The organism is Hymenobacter sp. M1-2 (assembly GCF_057808495.1).
Window position 1 is genome coordinate 52,854 of record NZ_JBTYZO010000035.1, and the last position, 3,644, is coordinate 56,497.

The following is a 3,644-nucleotide window of genomic DNA, read 5'->3' on the forward strand; positions in this document are numbered from 1 at the left end:
AGCGGTGCCAGATGGGGGGCGTCTCTGGCACCGCTACGCGGCGCTATCGGCTGAATTAACTGGAGGCTACAAACCTGGCGCCGCTACGCGGCTACCCTGCAACTTGGGTTAGCTAACGCAAACAGCTCCTAAGATTTACACGGGCACGAGTAAGATTTACCCCCTAGCAACCACTCGTTACAACTCCGTGAGTAGGATTTACACGGTCGTAAATAGGATTTGCGCGAGTGTGAATAGGATTTGCGGGTAGGTAAGTAGGATTTACGCGGGCGTAAGTAGGATTTTCGGGTGGCGAGTAGGATTTGCACGGCTGTAAATAGGATTTGCGCCAGTGCACGGGGCAGTTGCGGGGTCAGCAAGCCGGTTCGCCCCGTGCAGCCTTTATAAAAAAGATGGTACGTTCGATATGCATTTCCTTTCCTTACTTCACCTAACCTATTTGCGCATGAATACCAACCAAGCCAGCCACCGGTCGATGTGGGGGGCGGCCTTGCTAGCCCTGCTGAGTGCTTGCAGCCCCAAAACCGCCACCGTGGTTACCACGGCCCCGTCCTCGGCGCCGGCCGCTACGGCCGCTGCCCCCGCCCAGCCGGCGGCGCCAGCTTTCGAGATTCCGGTTGAGTACTACACGCTGCCGAATGGGCTGAAGGTGGTGCTCTCGCCCGACCACACCGCGCCCACCGCTACCGTGGCGGCCTACTATAATGTGGGCTTCCGCAATGAGCCCCGCGACCGGACCGGCTACGCCCACCTTTTTGAGCACCTCATGTTTCAGGGTTCCCAGAACCTGGGCAAGATGGAGTTCATCCAACTCATCCAGAAAAACGGCGGCATCCTCAACGGCTCCACCCGCTTCGACTTCACCAACTATTTCGAAGTGGTGCCCTCGCACAAGCTCGAAACCATGCTCTGGGCCGAAGCCGACCGGATGCGCGGCCTCGCCATCACGCAGGCCAACCTCACCAACCAGCAGGGCGTGGTGAAAAACGAGGTGCGCGTGAACGTGCTCAACGCCCCCTACGGCGGCTTCCCCTGGCTCGACATGCCGCAATACGCCAACAAAAACTGGAACAACGCCCACAATTTCTACGGCGACCTCAAAGACCTCGACGCGGCCACGCTCACCGACGCCCAGCAGTTTTTCAAGACCTTCTACGCCCCCAACAACGCCGCCCTGGCCGTGGTCGGCGACTTCGAGCCGGCCGAGGCCAAAGCCTGGGTGGAGAAGTACTTTGCCAACATTCCGGCCGCGCCCCAGCCGCCCAAGCCCGACCTCGCCGAGCCCCGGCAGGAGCAGGAGCAGCGCTTCAGCAAAGACGATAAGCTGGCTACCAAGCCCGCCCTGGCTTTCGCCTACCACATGCCCGACCGCAACACGCCGGAATACTACGCCCTCATCCTGCTCGACCAGATCTTGCTGCAAGGCAAGGACAGCCGCCTCTACCAGGCCCTGGTGCAGAAGCGCGGCTACTCCGACAACGTGAGCGGCGGCATCAACTACCTCGGCAACGCCTTCAACTACTCCGGCCCCATGCTCTGGATGGGCGACCTCACCTACGACAACACCGTCAAGACCGACTCCGTGGTGGCCGTGCTCGATCAGGAAATCAACCGCCTCGGCCGCGAAATCAACCAGAGCGCCCTCGACTTGGCCGTGGTGAAGCTGCGCTCCGGCCTCTACGACCAGCTCTCCGGCTCCGACAACTTCGGCCGCGCCGACATGCTGGCTTCGTTTGCGCTCTTCGACAACGACCCCGCCCGCATCAACCGCCTCGAAGCCGAGTTCCGCAAGGTGACGCCCGCCATCATGCAGCGCACCATTCAGGAATACCTGCGCCCCACCAACCGCACTATCCTCACCGTAAACCCCCTGGCGAAGAGCTAGTGCTTAGTGCTTGGTGCTTAGTGCTTGGTGCTAGTAGCGCGAAGCTCCAGCTTCGCGCATCGTTGAACGACATCGTTGCTGACTCCCGCGCCGCCCCACTACTCCGCCGAGCCCGAACGCGCCGCTTCGCCCTCTACCTCAACCGAACTTTCCTCATGAAACCACTATATCTCAGCCTGCTCTGCGCCGCCTTGGTGGCGGCCCCGGCACTGGCCCAAAAAGCCCCGGCCAAGAAACCCGCCGCCAAACCGGCCGCTGCCGCCGCTCCAACCACACCCAAAGAAACCCCGCCTCCCGGCGGCACCCCGCGCGACTTCGCCCTACCCGCCAAGGATGAATTCGTGCTGCCCAACGGTCTCAAGGCCAAGCTCGTGCCTTACGGCCAAGTGCCCAAAGTAACGATGATGGTAGCCATTCAGGCCGGCAACGTGCACGAAGCCGCCAACGAAACGGGCCTCGCCGACCTACTGGCTCGTTTGCTGCAAGAAGGTACTACCACGCTCAGCGCCACCCAGGTAGCCGATAAAGTGGCCCGCATGGGCGGCTCCCTCGACATCTCAGCCGGCGCCGATCAAACCTACGTGCGCGCCTCCTGCCTGTCGGAGTACGCGCCGGAGCTGGCTACGCTGCTGGCCGAAGTGGTGCAGCGCCCCGCGCTACCGGAGGCCGAACTGCCCCGCATCAAAACCGATTTTAAGCGGCAGATGAACCTGGCCCGTTCCCAGCCCGGCACACAGGCCCGCCAGAAGTTCTCGGCCTCGCTCTACGGCAGCCACCCCTACGGCCGCCCGCTGCCCACCGATGCAGCCATCGACGCGCTGACAATGGAACAGGTGAAGACCTTCTATCAAAACCAGTACGGCGCTCAGCGCACCAGCGTGTACGTAGCCGGCAAGTTTGACGCCCCAATTCTGCGTGAAGCCATTACCAAAGCCTGGAGCGGCTGGGCCCAAGGCCCCGCGCCGCGCATCGAAGTAGCCAAAGCCCAGATCCGGCCCGACGTCACGACCCTCGACCGGCCCGGCGCGCCCCAGTCCACCATCGTCATCGGCCTGCCCGTGGTAGACCCCAGCCACCCCGATTACCTGCGCGTGCGCGTGATGAACTCGCTGCTGGGCGGCTCGTTCGGTTCGCGCATCACCCGTAACATCCGGGAAGACAAAGGCTACACCTACTCGCCCTACAGCTACCTCGAAACTCACTACCGCGCCGGCAACTGGAGTCAGAACGCCGACGTGACGACGCAGGAAACTGGCAATTCGCTCAAGGAAATCGTGTACGAAATAGAGCGGCTGCAAAAAGAAGCTCCCTCGGCCGACGAGCTGAAAGGCATCCAGAACTACGAGTCGGGCTTGTTTGTGCTGCGCAATTCCACGCCGGGCGGCATCATCAACCAGCTCAACACCCTGGACCTCCACGGCCTCCCCGACAGCTACCTCACCGAGCAGGTCAAGAACATCAACGCCGTGACGCCCCAGCAAGTGAGCGAAACCGCCCGCAAATACGTCCGCCCCGAAGCCATGACCATCGTGGTAGTCGGCGACAAGAAAATCATCGACCCTCAGATCAAGAAATTCCAAGCCACGCGGAAGAAGGCGCTCTAGAAACTAAAGCTAGCGTCTAGTTCCCCTCCTTGGAAAATTCCGCGCATCAAGCGACGTGGGTTAGGGGTGGTTGATTTACGTCAGCATACGTGGACCCCACCCCCGGCCCCTCCCCTCCGGGAGAGGGGTGCCAGACGCAAGAGCCGTCAGAACGC

General features: G+C 61.9%; 2 protein-coding genes. Both read left to right on the forward strand.

Annotation, left to right across the window (positions count from 1 at the left end; all coding sequences use genetic code 11):
• Positions 1-445 precede the first annotated feature (445 nt).
• On the forward strand, positions 446-1,885 hold the full coding sequence (locus ACYSMN_RS23955; RefSeq protein WP_488926458.1) for a M16 family metallopeptidase: 1,440 nt from the start codon (positions 446-448) through the stop codon (positions 1,883-1,885).
• Between the two features lie 155 nt (positions 1,886-2,040).
• Positions 2,041-3,489, forward strand: coding sequence for a M16 family metallopeptidase (locus ACYSMN_RS23960; RefSeq protein ID WP_488926459.1), 1,449 nt, complete (start codon positions 2,041-2,043; stop codon positions 3,487-3,489).
• Positions 3,490-3,644: the final 155 nt, after the last annotated feature.